We start from the raw sequence: 15,166 nt of genomic DNA on the forward strand, positions 1-15,166 counted from the left end.
CAACTACTACGTGTTGTTAGCGAGCGCGACCAGACGGTCACGAGTGCCATTGAAGTGGTTGCGGTCCACGTTGCCGGAGATGCCGGCGACGGCACCGGTGCTGGTGTACTGCCAGAAGGTCCAGAACGGTGCGCCCGGGGGAAGCGCGCCGACGGTGCTGGCCCAGCGGGCGACCCACAGCGGGCTGGTGCTCCACGGGCCGCTCCAGCTACCGGTGCAGGTGTTCCAGAAGCTGGTGGTGGTGTAGATGACCGCGTGCCGGCCGGTCCGGGCGCGGTACTGGTTGAGGAAGCTCTGCACCCAGTTACGCATGGCGGTCGTGCTGAGGCCGTAGCAGTACGCGCCGTAGGGGTTGGCCTCCAGGTCCAGGGCGGCCGGGAGCGTACGGCTGTCGGCGGACCAGGCGCCACCGTTGCTGGCGAGGAAGTTGGCCTGGACGGCGCCGGTGCTGCGGTCCGGCAGAGCGAAGTGGTACGCCCCGCGGATCACGCCAGCGTTGTACGCCCCGACGTAGTTGGCGCCGAAGCGGGGGTCGGTGTACGACACACCCTCGGTGGCCTTGATGAACGCGAACTGGATGCCGGCGTTGCGCACGCTCGTCCAGTTGATCGCGCCCTGGTGGTTGGAGACGTCGATGCCGGGGGTCGTGGCGGCCATGGCCGGCGTGGCGGAGACACCCACCACGGTCGCGGTCGCGGCCACCATGGCGAGCGCGGCGCTGGCGAGCCGGCGGAGGCCCGTGCGCGAGCGTCTAGCCGTGCCATAGGTGCTGGTGTTGGTCATAGTGCCCTCCCCAGGTCAAGGAACCAACAAGTACTGATATTTGTAGACATCTTTGAAGGAAACTGCCCAAGATTGCAATAGATCCCGTGCAAATTTTTCGGAACCCGTCCGTGCACGTCAGACACCTAGTTGAGCCGCCACACGCTGGCGCAACTCGGGCAGCCGGGCATAGAAGACGTCCCCCGGGCACTGGGTGGCGACGTAGTCGCGGTGGCCGACGATCGCCCCGAACGGGTCGAGCGAGTAGACGTCACAGAGCCACGCGCACGTGCGTACCAAGGAGTTGAAGAGCGCGGCCGGCGGCGTCGCGGACACGTAGATGCCCTCGTTCTCGATGCCGATGGTGTGGTCGTTGTGGTTGGCGGTCTGCGCGCCGCTGACGTGCTGACCCTCGGTGATGGCGCGGAGGCTGAGCTGCCGCCCCTCCATCACGTAGCCGCCGCGGCTGATCGTGAGCTGCTGCCCGGAGTCGATCCAGCCGTTCTGGTCCATGTGCAGGTCCTGGATCCACTTGGAGTGGCGGAAGCCCGCCGCCAGCGAGTAGTCCGTGGTGTTGGCGCCGGCGGTGTGGTGCACCACGATGTGGTCCGGCATGCGGTCGAGGTAGCGGATCGGGCCGGTGGCCGGGCGGGCGCCCCACTCCGCGCGGGTGTAGACCCGCGGCGGGCTCACCGCGGCCGCGGCCGGACTGGCGGCGAAGGCGCCGCCGAGCAGGACACCGCCGGCGAGACCGGCGGCGCCCGTGAGCAACGTTCGTCGTTCTGGCACGAGAGACCTCCTTCGATGGATGGCGAAAGTTACCGTAGCCATCCATCGACGTGGAGGAAAGTGCCAAGTCCTAAGTTTCCAGAGCGGCAACCACGGCGGCGACTCGGTCAACCGCGGCGAGATAGGTATCCGGCTTCCGCTTGTCGAGCGCGCGGACCAGCCGCAGCACGTCGCGGGCCTGCTCCAGGCCCTCCTCGGCGCGGCCGGCCGCGGACATGTGCGCGGCCCGCTCCCCTACTGTGATCGCCAGCTGCTCGCCCCACTCCGGCGACACCTGTTCCAGCAGCAGCCGGTACACCGCCACGGCCACCGCGCTCGCACTCGCCGCCGCCTCGTAGTCGGCGCGTCGCGCCTGGAGGCGGGCGAGCATGCGGGCGGTCATCGCGTAGAGGCCGGCCACATCGAGGGGCAACTCGTCGCGAGCGTCCAAATCGGCGTACCGGCGCAGCGCGTCGTCCGCCGCCGCCAGCGCCTCGTCAGGCCGGTCGTCACCCTCCAAAGAGGACGCCAGCAGGCTCATCGCCCGCGCGACGGCCCGCTCCACGCCGACCTCGGGCGGGAGCGACAGGTACGTGGTGACCGCGCGCCGCTGGCAGTCGACAGCTTCCGCGGTGCGGCCCAGCCCGGCGTACGTCGTGCCCATCCGGGACAGCGCGTCCGCGTACAGCGGCTCGTATGCGGGCGGGTCGAGTGTGGCGAGCTCCTCGTAGATCCGCGTGGACTCCTGGATCGCGGAAAGCGCGGCCGCCCGCCGCTCCATCCCGTTGAGGACCACCGCCTGGTTGTACAACAGTGCGGCCAGCACCCGCCGGTGCCGCGGATCGTCCGGATCTGCCGTGACCAGGTCCCGGCACAGGGCGAGAGCCTGCTCGCCCGTGCGCCGGGCCCGGTCCAGGTGGCCGCTTCGATAGAGCTCCAGCGCTTCCCCCATCAGCTGGGAGATCTCCTCCTCTTGTGCGGAGTAGCCGCGCTGCAACTGCGTCATCGATTGACGGCGTTGGGTTGGCGGCGCGGTCGAAGCTTCTCGACCACCACCGGATGATGCTGCCGCACAACCCACCAACCGCTGAAGCCGATAACGACCGCGGAGAGGATGAGCAGGACGACCACGATGCCCACGCTGTAGAGCAGCAACACTCCGGTCATCGCCCAGAGCGCCACACTCGGCTTAAGTACATGCTGTCGGTAGCTCACGGCGATAGCAGTACCCGCGCACGGCCCGGGTCATGCCCATCAATCGCCTGCCGGACGGAAACTCTCCAGTACCAGGGCGAGGTTCTGCTGGTTCGCCGCCCAGCTGGAATCGAGCGTCGACCAGTAGATCCCGTATGCCTGCTTCGGCGACGTGATGAAGCCGCGGTTGACGACGTGCAGGCGGTTGCCGTTACGGCTCGTGTACGTCCACTCCCAGTCGGCCGCCTTGTCGAAGTAGTCGACCGCCGCGATCTTCACCCGCTGGTAGGCGCTGTAGTTGCCGCGCCGCGCCCGCTCCTGCTGCGTCCAGTCCGCCACCGGGTCGGGCTTGGGCTGGTCGGTCTGGTCGATGCCGAGCACGCGCCCCTCGCCGCTCCGCTCGCGGAAAAACACCATCGTGCCCTCGCGGCTCATCGACCAGCCCTCGGGCACCGCGACGGAGAAGCCGGTGCGGTCCGTGTACATCCGCCAGCCCGCCGGCAGCGTGGTGTTTCCCGTGGTGGCACTGGCGCTGACACTCGGCGACGGCGGCGCGGCCGTGGTCGGCTGGGCGGCCGCCGTCGTGGGCGGCGGAGGCGCGGCGCTCGTCGCGGCGGGCGCCGGCGCCGTCGTCGACCCGGCGCCCGACGGCTCCTCACCGCCGCCGTCGTCACCGCCGTTAAGAGCAAAGGCCAAAACCAGCACTAGTACGAGGAGAAGGGCGGCCCCCGAGATCAGGGCGACCCTGCCCAGGCGCGGGGCTGACGGTGGCACCCGCTCGGGCGCGGCCTCCGGCCGGCTCACGACGGCCTCGTCCGGCTTGCCCGGCACCACCGGCGGGGCGATGTCCGCCGGCTGTCGGGGCGCCGGCACGGCGAGCTCGGCCCGCTCTTCGCCTTGTACCCGCTCCGGTGTCTCCGCCTTCGTCACCGGCTCGGCCGGCACCACCCTTGTCGGTGGCTCGGCGGCTGCCACGACCGTCGTCGGCTTCACGTCCGGGAGCGGGTCCCGGCGCTCGGTGGCGGACGGACGGCGTACTCCATCCAGGAGAGAAAGCGTGCTGCGTGGCCGGCGGCCGGCCACGCGCCGCAACATGCGCTCGGCATCCTCCGCGCTGATCCGCGCCGCGGGATCCTTGCGCAGCAAGCCGTTGAGCACGGGCTTGAGCACCCCACCGCGGCGCGGCGTCGGCACCGGCTCGGTCGCGAGCGCGGCCAGCGTGCCGATCGCGGACGGCCGTGCGAACGGCGATTGCCCTTCGACCGCCGCGTAGAGCGTCGCGCCGAGGGACCACAGGTCGGCCTCCGGCCCGGCCGTGCCGTCCCGCGCCCGCTCCGGCGCGATGTACGCCGGGGAGCCGAGCACCAGCCCGGTGCGCGTGACGTTGGGGTCACCGGGCACAGTGGCCAGCCCGAAGTCCGTGAGCACGACCCGCCCGTCGTCGGCCAGCAAGACGTTGCCCGGCTTGACATCGCGGTGCACGACGCCCGAGCGATGGGCCGCGCGCAACGCCCCCAACATCCCGATGCCGATCTCAGCCGCTCGCGTGGGGGACACCGGACCGTCGCTGGCGAGTGCGTCCTGGAGTGAACGCGACGGCACGTACTCCATCACGATCCAGGGATCGCCGTCGGTGCTCAGGACGTCGAAGATGCGGACCACATTGGCGTTGTTGAGACGGGCGATCGCGCGCGCCTCCCGCAACGACCGCTCGCGCATCTCTTGGCGCTCTTCGGTCGTCAACCCGGGCGGCGGCACCAACTCTTTGATCGCGACCTCGCGGTGCAACACCTCGTCGCTCGCCTTCCAAACCCGACCCATGCCGCCCTGACCGAGCGGCTCGAGCAGCCGGTAGCGGTCAGCGACAAGCTGGGTGGGAGTGGGAGACACCCGAAGAACTTACCCGGCGCGGATGGAAGGTACACCGGCGGTTGTGAGGGTTTGTGACCGTCTTCTCTCTTGTACGCTGACCCCATGTCGGAACCGGAGCCGTTCTTTCGGGTGACGCGCGGCGTTCCAACGGACGAGGAGTTGGCCGCCCTGGTGGGTGCGATCCTGCTCCGCCGCAGGCCGCCCACCACCAGCCAGACCCGTCGGGGTCCGCGTGGGCCCGCAGCGCAAGGCCCGGCGGTGGCCGCGACGGTTGGCGGGGGTCGCTGGCTCCCCGCTGACATTCCACCTTCCGCGATTCGCAGGCTGGGTCGTTCCGTCGCTCGCTCGTCGTCGCGCCGGTCGTCGTTCCTCCCGGATCGTTCCTCGCGGGTCGTTGCTCGCTCGTCGTTCCGTCGCTCGCCGTTCCTCGCAGGTCGTTCCTCGATCAAGGAATTCACGGGCGTCGAGATTCGTGCGCATCGACTAATCTCATCCGTTGGGGGACGCAAGCCGTTTCGACACTTCGTCGGGAGGGCCGATGGGCCGACCAGCGGATGATTTCGGACCAGCCTGGCTGGGCGGCTACGCCCAGATCGAGGCCGACATCGCGCGGATGGAAGAGTTCGCGGCAAAGCTGCGCGCCGAGGTGGTCGACAACTACGTACCCCACCTCACCTACGTCACCGACGACATGGCGGTAGACCTACCCGAGCCGCCAGAATCGTTCGACGAGCTGACCAGCTTCCTACAGACTCATCGGGCGTCGCAGTTCAACACCGCCGACCTCGTCTACTTCTACCAAGAGGCCACGTGGGGCCTGGCAACCGCAGCCGCCGAGGTAAGCACGCTGTATGGCGAAGCCGACGCGTTCGCGGTCGCCAAAGCGTCCGACGTGGAGGCAGCGCTAGACCGCACGGCCGCGGCGGCACCACCCGCCGAGGCACCTCCTTCGCCGCCACCTCCCGCTGCGCCGCCTCCTGCCGCTACGCCGCCTCCTTCGGGGCCGCCGCCTCCCGCCACGCCTCTTCCCGCTGCGGGGAGCTGATCGTGGCCTGGGAGAGGAGCGGCGTGCCGGGCGGGCAGACCCGCACGAGCTGGTTCGAGCGCGACCTGCCAGCGATGTGGCGCCTGCTGGAAAACCAGCAGAGCGACGACCACTGGCGCCTAGTGGCCGGCTGGCGTAAGGCATCCGAGCTGACCGCAACGCACTTACGCCGCCTGGAGCAATACCGCACCAACCTCGCCGAGGCCTGGCCCCCAGACCGCAACGCGGCCGCGTCCGCCTACGTCGCCCGCCTGGACTTCCTGATCGAAAACGTCCGCACCACTCACGACGTAGCCGCCGCCAACTACACCACCCTGTCGGCGACGGTGGGAGCCTTGGCCTCCGCACGCCGCGATCTGAAGCCGCTCTACGACGAGTACGTCGCCACATCAGGCACGATCGAGTACTACTCGAACCGAGCCGCCTTCAACGCAGGGGCGGAAGCTCCCACGGTGATCGGCGCCGCACCCGCCGGCCCGCAAGACCTGGAACGGCTCAACAACAGAGCACGCGCCATCATGTACACGCTCAGCCACACCCTGATCGAGGCCGAAGCCGCAATCCGCCAACCCCCCACGTACCCAGCCGGAAACTTTAGGGACCCAGGGGATGCGGACGTTTATGGGCGGCAGCAACCAATGGTTCGCAACTCTGAGGGCTTCCTGCCTGGAACGGATTCAACAGGGAGGGTGGACTCAGCGAGCGGACGCGCTGGCGGGCTGCAAGCGGGGGACAGCGACGTAGGTGCCAATGGAATGCATCCCACGCCACCGGCCTTGGATGCAAGAGAATCCGGCATTATCGCACCTGGCTCGGCCATTAAGACAAATACACCAGGTCCTCGATCCGTCGATCGCAGCGATGGCCTTGCGACTCCAGGCTTGGCGGGAGGGACGACACCAAGGGCTTTGGCTCCTGGTGGAGTTATTGGTGGCGTACCAGGGTCCGCAACACGACCCCCTCGAGATCCAATCCGAGTCAATCCTGTAGGCGGCGTAATCGCCAGCAACCCAATCGCCAGCCCGCAGTTTATGGGCCAGTCAGTATGCGCTCCTATCTCGGGCCAAGCAGGGGATGAGCGAAGCGAACGGATCAGGCACGCGAAGCCAGACACGCGATGGCAGGTGGCGCAAGGTGTTCCGGAAGTTATCGTGCCTCGCGCGGAACCTCGGTTTGATCCTGGGCCGGCAATCGGACTAGACCGGTGACTCGAAGCAGGCGGGCCAGAGCCGCTGCCCTGTTCTTCTCCGCCTCCCTCTCAATGTCCGCCACGCTGAGCCCCGACCAGATTCGAGATGACCAGTGGCATCTGAGATTCCTCAACGTACAGGAAGCTCACAAACACAGCGTGGGCGACGACATAGTGGTCGCGGTTATTGATACGGGAGTCGATCAACACCCGGACCTGGCCAGGAATCTGTTGCGTGGAACCGACACGTTGTCTGGATCCGGCGATGGTCGAATCGATACAGACTCCCATGGTACTGGCATGGCTGGCCTAATAGCTGCCCACGGAACCACCAGCGGGATGGGCGCGCTTGGGATCGCGCCTGAGGCAGCCATCTTACCGATCCGCAGTGAAGGGCCGGCCGGTCAGGCCGACAGCGATCTATTAGCAGCCGGAATCGAATGGGCCATCGAGCGTGGCGCGGCCGTGATAAACGCATCCTCGACTGGAGGCCCCTCTCCCCATTGCGACATGCTATCGACGCAGCCAACGCTGCCGATGTCGTCGTTGTTGCGGCGGCCGGGAACCGGCCTACTGATCTCGGTGTCGGCTTCCCTGCGGCGTATGACGGGGTGCTGGCTGTAGGGGCGGTTGACCGTCAGGGGAATCACGCTGAGGTATCCGTCACGGGTGAGCAGCTCGATATCGTCGCGCCGGGCGTGGATATCTACAGCACGAGCTACAAGGGCCTGTACCGCAAGGGCACTGGCACCTCGGACGCGGCCGCGATTGTTGCTGGGGCTGTTGCCCTTGTGCGGAGTAAGTATCCCGACCTGTCGGCGGAGGAGGTTGTCCATCGGCTTACCGCTACCGCCACCGATAAAGGGCCGCCTGGGCGGGATGAGCAGTACGGCTACGGCGTTCTGAATCTTGTCGCTGCTCTCACGGCCGATGTGCCGCCGCTCGGATCTGTGGCGCCTACGCCCAACAGCACCACGGCGGACGCCGCGCCGCCTGGCGAACCTGGTCGGAGCAACACCGGCGGGATATTGGCGGCGTTGCTGGCTGCCGCCGCCGTGGGGGTGGCAGCGGTGTTTTTCGGTATGCGCGGCCGCCGACGGCCCGCCGCTGACGCCCGGAGCCCGAAGCCGCCGGGGTGACAGTCTGCAACCACTCGGGCGACAGATCGCGAGCGCCTTAGGAGCCGACGCGGCCGCCGCCACCGGTGATGGGGGCCAGACCTGCGACTACATCGAGGGGTCAGATCAGAGTTTGGTGACGCTCTGGTGGTGCCGGGCGGTGACAACGACGGAGCGGCAAGTACCGTCATCACCGTGCGTACTCGTACTCAGGTCCCGCCGCGGCTTGTTCTCGCTTCGGCCAGCCCCGCCCGGCGCAAGCTGTTGCAGGCCGCTGGCATCGAGCCGGAGGTGTTGGTCAGCGGTGTCGACGAGTCCGACATCCAGGCTGCCAGCGCCGAGGAACTCTGCCTCGAGCTCGCTCACCGGAAGGCGCAGGCCGTCGCCGAGCGGGTGCTCGCGGCGATCGTCGCCGGTCACCTGCCGCCTGGGGACACGCTGGTCTTGGGGTGCGACTCGGTCCTTGAGTTCCAAGGCGAGGTCTACGGCAAGCCCGGCGACGCTAGCGAGGCGATCAAGCGGTGGCAGCGCATGCGTGGGCAGTGGGGGGTGCTGCACACCGGGCACTGCCTGATCAAGGGTGACGTCCGTGCGGCCGCGGTTGCCTCGACGGTCGTGCACTTCGCGGACGTCACCGACGACGAGATCGCTGCGTACGTGGGCACGGGCGAGCCGCTCAACGTAGCCGGCGGGTTCACGATCGACGGGATCGGCGGGGCGTTCGTGGAGCGGATCGAGGGCAATGCGGGCACGGTGATCGGCCTTTCGCTCCCACTGTTCCGCGAGTTGCTCGCCGACCTTGGGCACTCCATCACCGAGCTGTGGGGCCAGCGCCCTAGGCTCGTCCCATGACCATCAAGACGCTGCCCATGACTGACGAGCTCCACGCGTACGTCGTCGCGCACGGCTCACCGCCCGACGACGTCATGCAGGACCTCATCGAGGAGACCGAGCGTTCGCTGCCCGGCAACGCGCAGATGCAGGTGGCGCCCGAGCAGGCCGCGTTCCTGTCGCTGCTGACGAAGCTCGTCGGCGCGCGGCAGGTGGTGGAGGTGGGCACGTTCACCGGACTGTCGTCGCTGGCTATGGCGCGCGCGGTGGCTGACGGCGGCAAGGTGATCTGCTTCGACATCTCCGAGGAGTTCACGTCGGTCGCCCGGCGCTACTGGGATCGGGCTGGCGTGAGCGACCGCATCGACCTGCGCATCGGGCCGGCGGCCGAGGGGCTGCGGGAGCTGCCCGCGGAGCCGCACATCGACCTGTCTTTCATCGATGCTGACAAGACGGGCTACCCCACCTACTGGGAGGAGCTCGTGCCGCGCACGCGGGCCGGCGGGCTGATCGTGATCGACAACGTGCTGCGAGACGGCCGGGTGCTGGATCCGCGGGACGACAACGACAAGGCGATCGTGGAGTTCAACGACATCGCCGCCCGGGACGAGCGGGTCGAGGTGGTCATGCTCCCGATCGCCGACGGCCTCACGCTGGCACGCCGCCGCTAAGCGGCGGCGCGGCCGAACCAACACGCTCCCACGGCGACGCAGCCAAACCAACACGCAGGCACGCCGCCGCTAAGCCGCAGCGCGGCCGGACCAATACACCGGCGCGCCACGGGAAACGAACGACGCAGCCGAGCCAACACGCTGGCTCGTCGCCGCTAACGGCGACGCGGCCGGACCAACACCCCGCCGCCACGCGGCGGCGCGGCCGGACCAGCGCCAACGACCCACGCCGCAGCCGGGCAAGGGCGCGCTCAGGCGGGCACGCCGCCGCTCAGCATGAGAGCACGACGCAGCCGCACCGCGAGGACCGCAGCGACCGCGATGAAGAGTGGCATCAGCAGGAACGCGCGGTGCGGCCCCACCCCGTCGGCCACCCAGCCCAGGACGACCGGGGCGATGCCGAAGCCGATCGCCGACGCGTACATGGAGTAGGCCGACGCGCGGTCGCGCTGCCCGTCGGCCACGGCGAGCGCCATCGACACGCCGAGGGGTAGTGCATCGCGTTGCCGACGCCGAGCACCATCAGCCCGGCCGCCGCCACCCACGCCACCGGTGACAGCCAGAAGATCGCGAACCCGATCACGCTGATGCCCAGCGCGCCGAGCAGCAACGGCACCGCGGCGACCCGCCGGGCCAGGGCGGAGCCGACAAGGCGGCCGGCGAACATCCCACCCACGATCGCCGCTACCGTCGCCGAGGCGGCGCCCGGCGACATGCCGGCGTGGGTACGCAGCACGTCCGCGGCCCACAGCGACAGGCACACCTCCACCGAGCCGGTCGCGCTCAGCATCGCCCACGCCAGCCAGTAGGAGCGCGGCAGCGGGCGCCGGACCTGGTGCAGCGTCGGCTCGGCGACCAGAGACGGTAGGCGTACCCGAAAAAGAAAGCCGACAAGCGCGACAAGCGCGATAAGGCCGACCACGACGGCGATCCCCGGACGCCAACCGAAGCCCGCGCTTACCGACAAGCCGATCACGATGGGCGCCACCACGCCGGCGCCGGCGGCGACGGCGTTGGCCTCGCTGATCGCGGCGGTAGCGCCGGTGCCGTGATGGTCGGCGAGCGCGGCGTTGACGCCGGTGACCACCATCGTGCCGAACGTCGAGACGAGCACCGCCGCTGCGAGCGTCGCGGGCAGCACCTCGAACGCGCACAGCACCACGACCGCGCCGGCCACCCCAGCGAGTGACAGCCACAGCACGCTACCCCGGCCCAGTCGCCGGACGAGCTGCGGAAATGCGGACGCTCCGATGAGGGCGCCCGCGGCGAGACCGGTGCTGTGCAGGCTGGCTACCGCGGCGGTGGTGCCCTGCTCGTCGCGGAGGAGGGGGACGACGGGCCGAAGCCATACAAAAAGAAGCCCCACAACCCCAGCTGCGCGTAGGTCAGGAGCGTGACACGGTCATGAACAAGCTGGGGCACGGTCCTTACGCTAAGTGGCGCGGACCGTGCCCCGGACAGTGGTGAGACGCAGCTCTCAGCGGACGCTGCGGGCGAACGCCCGAGCCGACCAGAAGAGCGTCAACGCGGTGAGCGCGCCCAGGATCAGCAGCGCCTGCCACACGCTGTCGTCACCCGGGTTGCCGGCGAAGAGCGCACGGCTCGCGTCGACCGCCCACGAGAACGGGTTGAAGTCGGCAACCGTCGCCACCCACCCGGTCAGCGGCAGCAGGATGCCGGAGAGGAGCAGGAGCGGCTGGGCCACCCCGTTCATCAGCGGGGCAAGCGCGTCCTCGCTGCGCAGCTTGAGCGCGATCGCGTTGGAGGCCGCGGAGAGCATCAGGCCGATGAGCCCGAGCATCAGGTAGGCCAGGAGCACGTCGCCCACCCGCACGGTAAGTCCGAACGGGATGGCCAGCACCGTGATCAGCGCGGCCTGGACGACAAGCGTCGCCACGTCGCGCAGAGCGCGGCCGAGCATCAGCGCGAGGCGGCTGATCGGCGTGACCCGGCTGCGCTCGATGACGCCGGCGCGAAGCTCGGCGATCAGCCCGAACCCGACGAACATCGAGCCGAACATCGCGAGCATCACCAGCAGGCCTGGCACAAAGAACCGATACGCGTCGGCGGTGGTCGGTGCCTGGAGCGCGTCCTTGAGCAGCGGGCCGAACAGCAGCAGGAAGTAGAGCGGCTGGAGGATGCCGATCACGACCCAGACCGGGTTGCGCAGCACGAGAACCATCTGCCGCTGGAAGATCAGCCAGGTGTCACGAAGCAGCTTCATCGGTCAGCTCTCCCGGAGGGAACGTCCGGTCTTCTCCAGGAAGACGTCGTCAAGGCTGGGGCGGTGGAGCTCGATCGTGCCGAGGTGGAGGCCAGCGCCGTCGATCTTGCGGAGGATCAGCGGGATGGCGGTAGCGCCCTGGTCCACATACAGCCGGAGGCCGTCCTCGGTGGTCTCCAGCTTGTTGACGTAGTCCTCGCCGTCGAGCAGCTGGGCCGCCTCGGGGGTCGACCCGTTGAGCCCCACGGTGACCACGTCGCCGGCCACATCGCGCTTGAGCTCGTCGGGCGTGCCCTCGGCGACGATCTCGCCATAGTCCATGATGGCCAGCCGGTCGCAGAGCGCGTCGGCCTCCTCCAGGTAGTGCGTGGTCACGAAGACCGTCACGCCCTCACTGCGCAGGCGGCGGATCTCGTCCCACATGTGGGCGCGGCTCTGCGGGTCGAGGCCGGTGGTGGGCTCGTCGAGGAAGACCACCTTGGGCTCGTGGATCACCCCGAGCGCGATGTCGACCCGGCGGCGCTGGCCGCCTGAGTAGGTCTTGCACTTACGGTCGGCGAACTCGGTCAGCTGGAACGCCTCCAGCGCCCGCACCGCCCGCCGCTGCGCCTCGGCCTTGCTGATCCCATACATCCGGGCGTGCAGCACCAGCTCCTCGCGGGCGCTCACCTCATCCCACGTGCTGCCGCCCTGCGCCACGTAACCGATGCGGCGGCGCACCTCGCCCGGGTTGCGCCGGAGGTCAGCGCCGGCGATGGTGGCCGCACCGCCATCCGGCTCGATCAGCGTGGCGAGCATGCGCAGGGTGGTCGTCTTTCCCGCGCCGTTAGGCCCCAGGAAGCCGAAGATCTCGCCTTCACCAACGAAGAGGTCGACGCCACGCACGGCCTCGACGGTCTTGGTCTCCCGCCCCTGCCGGGAGCGGAACGATTTCCGCAAGCCTTTTGTCTCAATCATGAACGTCGCTCTCCGTCGCACACGTCTGTATGACGCCACACGCTAACGCGATATAACGCATCTAGTCAAGCTTGATTATGACGCGATCGGTCGCAAGTCAGTCGACCTGCTTGCGCCACCGCTCCCACTCCAGGCCTTCCACCGAGACCTTCTCGGGCAGGTACGACACTCCCGACTCGACCAGCCCGGCCACCCACTCGCACCAGGCAATCTCGCCCTCGTTGCGAGCCACCATCAGCTCCCACATCCACGTCACGTGTACCGGCTTCTCGCGGAGCCACCCCTTCTCGGCGGCCACCTCCACTCCGTCGTTCGCGGCACGCAGCTGGGCCGCCCGGTTGCGCAGCGCCGCCGCCGCTTCCTCGCGGGACAGCGCCGGTAGGAAGGCCAGCGCCGCGAAGAACGGGTCGCTGACCGGCTTCATCTCCCACCAGTAGCCACGCAGCAGGTTGTCGAGCTCGTCCTGGCCTTTGGGTGTGATCTCGTACGTCGTGCGGGCTGGGCGGCTCCCCACCTGCTCGGTGGTGACCTCGCTCAGCAGCCCTCCTCGGTCAGCTTGCGGAGAGCATGGTAGATCGAGCCGGGCTGGACATTCGCCCACTTATCAGCGTTCCAACTGAGCAGCTCACGCCGTACGTCATAGCCGTGGACGGGCTGCATCCAGCTGACTAGACCGAGGATCATCATGCGGGTCGTCGACACGCGACAAGCGTAATAGGCAAGTTTGACTAACCTACTAGTAACTTCCTGAGTCTCAAGGGTCGTACACTCCGGTTCATGCGCAGGGTCCTCATCGCCAATCGGGGCGAAATCGCCGTTCGGGTCATCCGCGCCTGCCGGGACGCCGGGCTTGCCAGCGTCGCCGTGTACGCGGACTCGGACCGGGACGCCCTCCACGTCAGACTCGCCGACGAGGCGTACGCGCTGGGGGTGACACCGCGCCGGAGACGTACCTGCGCATCGACAAGCTCCTTGACGTGGCCGAGAAGTCGCAGGCCGACGCCGTCCACCCCGGCTACGGCTTCCTGTCGGAAAACGCCGACTTCGCCGAGGCCGTGCTCCAAAAAGGACTGACCTGGATCGGCCCGACGCCGCAGTCGATCCGCGACCTGGGCGACAAGGTGACTGCGCGGCACATCGCGCAGCGGGCCGGCGCGCCACTCGTGCCAGGCACCCCCGACCCGGTCGCCGGGCCTGAGGAAGTCGTCGCGTTCGCCCGCGAGTACGGGCTCCCGGTCGCGATCAAGGCGGCCTTCGGCGGCGGCGGTCGCGGCCTCAAGGTCGCCCGCGACCTGGACGAGATCCCGACACTGTTCGAGTCCGCGACCCGCGAGGCGGTCGCCGCGTTCGGCCGGGGCGAGTGCTTCGTCGAGCGCTACCTCGACCAGCCCCGCCACGTCGAGGCCCAGGTGCTCGCCGACCAGCACGGCAACGTGATCGTCGTGGGCACCCGCGACTGCTCGCTACAGCGCCGCCACCAAAAGCTCGTCGAAGAGGCACCCGCACCGTTCCTCACCGACGAGCAGCGCAAGCAGATCCACGAGTCGGCCAAGGCGATCTGCCGCGAGGCCGGCTACCACGGCGCCGGCACCGTCGAATACCTCGTCGGGCAGGACGGCACCATCTCGTTCCTCGAGGTCAACACCCGCCTACAGGTCGAGCACCCGGTCACCGAGGAAACCGCCGGCATCGACCTGGTCCGGGAGCAGTTCCGCATCGCGTCCGGCCAGCAGCTACGGCTGCCGGCCGACCCGACACCGCGCGGCCACTCGATCGAGTTCCGGATCAACGGCGAGGACCCGGGCCGCAACTTCCTGCCCGCACCCGGCACCGTCACCCGCCTGCGCCTGCCCGAAGGCCCTGGGGTACGCGTCGACACCGGCATCGAGACCGGCAGCGTGATCGGCGGCAACTTCGACTCGCTGCTGGCCAAGGTGATCATCACCGGCGAGACCCGCACCGAGGCGCTCGAACGCGCCCGCCGCGCCCTCGACGAGATGGTCGTGGACGGCATGGCCACCGCGCTGCCGTTCCACCGCCTCATCGTGCGCGACCCCGCCTTCACCACCGAGCCGTTCACCGTGCACACCCGGTGGATCGAGACCGAGTGGGACAACACCGTGCCGCCCTTCACCGCTGGCGGCGGCGCCGCCAGCGAAGCCGAAGAACGCGAGACCGTCGTGGTCGAGGTGGGCGGCAAGCGGCTTGAGGTCAGCCTCCCTGCCGGCTTTTCCGCTGGTACGGCGACTGGGGCGGCTCCCTCCAGGGGCGGCGCTCCGCGCCGGTCCAGGGCGGGACCGCTGCCGCGGCTGTCGGTGGAGACGCGCTCACCTCGCCCATGCAGGGCACGATCGTCAAGATCGCCGTCGGCGAAGGGGACACCGTGGCCGAAGGCGACACGATCGTCGTCCTGGAAGCCATGAAGATGGAGCAGCCGCTCAACGCCCACAAGGCGGGAACTGTGACCGGTCTCACCGCGCAGGTCGGGGATGTCGTCACCGCGGGTGCGACCATATGCGAGCTCAAATAAGCTGC

The 15,166-nt window shown here is 68.9% G+C and carries 16 protein-coding genes and 1 pseudogene; 7 read left to right on the forward strand and 10 right to left on the reverse strand.

Features of this window, described 5'->3' with window-relative positions; genetic code table 11:
- Window positions 1-6 precede the first annotated feature (6 nt).
- The 5 genes from Pflav_RS30040 to Pflav_RS30060 form a co-directional block, all read right to left on the reverse strand.
- Window positions 7-783, reverse strand: coding sequence for a GH25 family lysozyme (locus Pflav_RS30040; protein ID WP_173040032.1), 777 nt, complete (start codon window positions 781-783; stop codon window positions 7-9).
- A gap of 117 nt (window positions 784-900) precedes the next feature.
- The gene (locus Pflav_RS30045) at window positions 901-1,551 is read right to left on the reverse strand and encodes a peptidoglycan recognition protein family protein (RefSeq protein WP_197938787.1); all 651 of its coding nucleotides are present in this window, start codon (window positions 1,549-1,551) and stop codon (window positions 901-903) included.
- 70 nt (window positions 1,552-1,621) lie between these two features.
- On the reverse strand, window positions 1,622-2,536 hold the full coding sequence (locus Pflav_RS30050; protein ID WP_173040037.1) for a tetratricopeptide repeat protein: 915 nt from the start codon (window positions 2,534-2,536) through the stop codon (window positions 1,622-1,624).
- Window positions 2,533-2,745 carry a hypothetical protein gene (locus tag Pflav_RS30055; RefSeq protein WP_173040039.1) on the reverse strand — a complete coding sequence of 71 codons (213 nt, stop codon included), beginning with the start codon at window positions 2,743-2,745 and terminating at the stop codon, window positions 2,533-2,535. The genes Pflav_RS30050 and Pflav_RS30055 overlap by 4 nt, the downstream gene beginning before the upstream one ends.
- A 39-nt stretch (window positions 2,746-2,784) precedes the next feature.
- Complete coding sequence (locus Pflav_RS30060; RefSeq protein ID WP_173040041.1) at window positions 2,785-4,614, reverse strand: serine/threonine-protein kinase; 1,830 nt, start codon at window positions 4,612-4,614, stop codon at window positions 2,785-2,787.
- A gap of 84 nt (window positions 4,615-4,698) precedes the next feature.
- Between Pflav_RS30060 and Pflav_RS49080 the strand changes: the two genes are divergently transcribed.
- The 6 genes from Pflav_RS49080 to Pflav_RS30085 all read left to right on the forward strand — a co-directional run bounded on the left by Pflav_RS49080 (window position 4,699) and on the right by Pflav_RS30085 (window position 9,450).
- Entirely contained in the window at window positions 4,699-5,154 is a 456-nt protein-coding gene (locus Pflav_RS49080; protein WP_415624343.1) for an acyl-CoA carboxylase subunit epsilon, read from the forward strand.
- The gene (locus Pflav_RS30070; RefSeq protein ID WP_173032654.1) at window positions 5,135-5,641 is read left to right on the forward strand and encodes a hypothetical protein; all 507 of its coding nucleotides are present in this window, start codon (window positions 5,135-5,137) and stop codon (window positions 5,639-5,641) included. Before Pflav_RS49080 ends, Pflav_RS30070 begins: the two co-directional genes overlap by 20 nt.
- A gap of 1,261 nt (window positions 5,642-6,902) precedes the next feature.
- Window positions 6,903-7,454, forward strand: a complete 552-nt coding sequence (locus Pflav_RS49085) for a S8 family serine peptidase (protein ID WP_415624344.1) — start codon at window positions 6,903-6,905, stop codon at window positions 7,452-7,454.
- Window positions 7,346-7,969, forward strand: coding sequence for a S8 family serine peptidase (locus Pflav_RS49090; RefSeq protein WP_415624404.1), 624 nt, complete (start codon window positions 7,346-7,348; stop codon window positions 7,967-7,969). Before Pflav_RS49085 ends, Pflav_RS49090 begins: the two co-directional genes overlap by 109 nt.
- A 174-nt stretch (window positions 7,970-8,143) precedes the next feature.
- Window positions 8,144-8,800, forward strand: a complete 657-nt coding sequence (locus tag Pflav_RS30080) for a Maf family protein (RefSeq protein ID WP_173040044.1) — start codon at window positions 8,144-8,146, stop codon at window positions 8,798-8,800.
- Window positions 8,797-9,450, forward strand: a complete 654-nt coding sequence (locus Pflav_RS30085; protein WP_173040046.1) for an O-methyltransferase — start codon at window positions 8,797-8,799, stop codon at window positions 9,448-9,450. The genes Pflav_RS30080 and Pflav_RS30085 overlap by 4 nt, the downstream gene beginning before the upstream one ends.
- A 334-nt stretch (window positions 9,451-9,784) precedes the next feature.
- On the opposite strand, the gene Pflav_RS30090 is transcribed toward Pflav_RS30085, so the two are convergent.
- The 5 genes from Pflav_RS30090 to Pflav_RS46435 all read right to left on the reverse strand — a co-directional run bounded on the left by Pflav_RS30090 (window position 9,785) and on the right by Pflav_RS46435 (window position 13,333).
- Window positions 9,785-10,816, reverse strand: coding sequence for an MFS transporter (locus tag Pflav_RS30090; protein WP_232072099.1), 1,032 nt, complete (start codon window positions 10,814-10,816; stop codon window positions 9,785-9,787).
- A gap of 111 nt (window positions 10,817-10,927) precedes the next feature.
- Window positions 10,928-11,674, reverse strand: a complete 747-nt coding sequence (locus Pflav_RS30095) for an ABC transporter permease (protein ID WP_173040048.1) — start codon at window positions 11,672-11,674, stop codon at window positions 10,928-10,930.
- Between the two features lie 3 nt (window positions 11,675-11,677).
- Window positions 11,678-12,631, reverse strand: a complete 954-nt coding sequence (locus Pflav_RS30100) for an ATP-binding cassette domain-containing protein (protein WP_173040050.1) — start codon at window positions 12,629-12,631, stop codon at window positions 11,678-11,680.
- Between the two features lie 97 nt (window positions 12,632-12,728).
- Window positions 12,729-13,145, reverse strand: a complete 417-nt coding sequence (locus tag Pflav_RS30105; protein ID WP_232072100.1) for a hypothetical protein — start codon at window positions 13,143-13,145, stop codon at window positions 12,729-12,731.
- A gap of 20 nt (window positions 13,146-13,165) precedes the next feature.
- Window positions 13,166-13,333 carry a PadR family transcriptional regulator gene (locus tag Pflav_RS46435; RefSeq protein ID WP_232072102.1) on the reverse strand — a complete coding sequence of 56 codons (168 nt, stop codon included), beginning with the start codon at window positions 13,331-13,333 and terminating at the stop codon, window positions 13,166-13,168.
- A 75-nt stretch (window positions 13,334-13,408) separates the two neighbouring features.
- Between Pflav_RS46435 and Pflav_RS30110 the strand changes: the two are divergent.
- Window positions 13,409-15,161 (forward strand): annotated as a pseudogene (locus tag Pflav_RS30110) (acetyl/propionyl/methylcrotonyl-CoA carboxylase subunit alpha).
- Window positions 15,162-15,166: the final 5 nt, after the last annotated feature.

This window comes from Phytohabitans flavus (assembly GCF_011764545.1).
Lineage (GTDB): Bacteria > Actinomycetota > Actinomycetes > Mycobacteriales > Micromonosporaceae > Phytohabitans > Phytohabitans flavus.

What these genes read in the sequence shown, in the direction of transcription:
- Pflav_RS30070 (WP_173032654.1), top strand. Translation starts at nt 5,135, where the DNA reads ATGGGCCGACCAGCGGATGATTTCGGACCAGCCTGGCTGGGCGGCTAC.
- Pflav_RS49085 (WP_415624344.1), top strand. Translation starts at nt 6,903, where the DNA reads ATGTCCGCCACGCTGAGCCCCGACCAGATTCGAGATGACCAGTGGCAT.
- Pflav_RS30095 (WP_173040048.1), bottom strand. Translation starts at nt 11,674, where the DNA reads ATGAAGCTGCTTCGTGACACCTGGCTGATCTTCCAGCGGCAGATGGTT.
- Pflav_RS30100 (WP_173040050.1), bottom strand. Translation starts at nt 12,631, where the DNA reads ATGATTGAGACAAAAGGCTTGCGGAAATCGTTCCGCTCCCGGCAGGGG.
- Pflav_RS30085 (WP_173040046.1), top strand. Translation starts at nt 8,797, where the DNA reads ATGACCATCAAGACGCTGCCCATGACTGACGAGCTCCACGCGTACGTC.
- Pflav_RS30040 (WP_173040032.1), bottom strand. Translation starts at nt 783, where the DNA reads ATGACCAACACCAGCACCTATGGCACGGCTAGACGCTCGCGCACGGGC.
- Pflav_RS49080 (WP_415624343.1), top strand. Translation starts at nt 4,699, where the DNA reads ATGTCGGAACCGGAGCCGTTCTTTCGGGTGACGCGCGGCGTTCCAACG.
- Pflav_RS30050 (WP_173040037.1), bottom strand. Translation starts at nt 2,536, where the DNA reads ATGACGCAGTTGCAGCGCGGCTACTCCGCACAAGAGGAGGAGATCTCC.